Here is a 331-nt window from a genome sequence, read left to right on the forward strand (position 1 = left end):
CGAGCAGAGCGCCGACCCTCTGCGTCGCGCATGAGGACCAGATCGTGTGGGAGGACCAGCGCAACACGGAGCCGGCACCCCTCCCGGTTATCGGCCGCGCCAAGGGCAACGGCGGCGTGGCGTTCGCGGACAACGCGAACACCGTCCGCGAGGCCGACGCCGCGGTGGTGTCCGTCGCCGCGCAGTCCGGCCAGGTGGACTGGCCGGTGGTGACCGGCGACCGGAGGAAGGACGCGGCCAACGCCGCCACGGTGCTCCACCGGCAGGAGCGGGGCGGTGTTGGTCTCGCCCTTCTTCGGGTCGCCGTTCACCACCGACCAGTTCACCTTGC

At 72.2% G+C, this 331-nt stretch carries 1 protein-coding gene; it reads left to right on the top strand.

Annotated elements, in window-relative coordinates; translation table 11 throughout:
* Positions 1-44: 44 nt before the first annotated feature.
* Positions 45-331: hypothetical protein (locus tag MKK55_RS14500; protein ID WP_409566062.1), on the top strand; the 287-nt coding region annotated here is incomplete at its 3' end.

It is taken from the genome of Methylobacterium sp. J-059 (assembly GCF_022829485.1).
Taxonomy (GTDB): domain Bacteria; phylum Pseudomonadota; class Alphaproteobacteria; order Rhizobiales; family Beijerinckiaceae; genus Methylobacterium.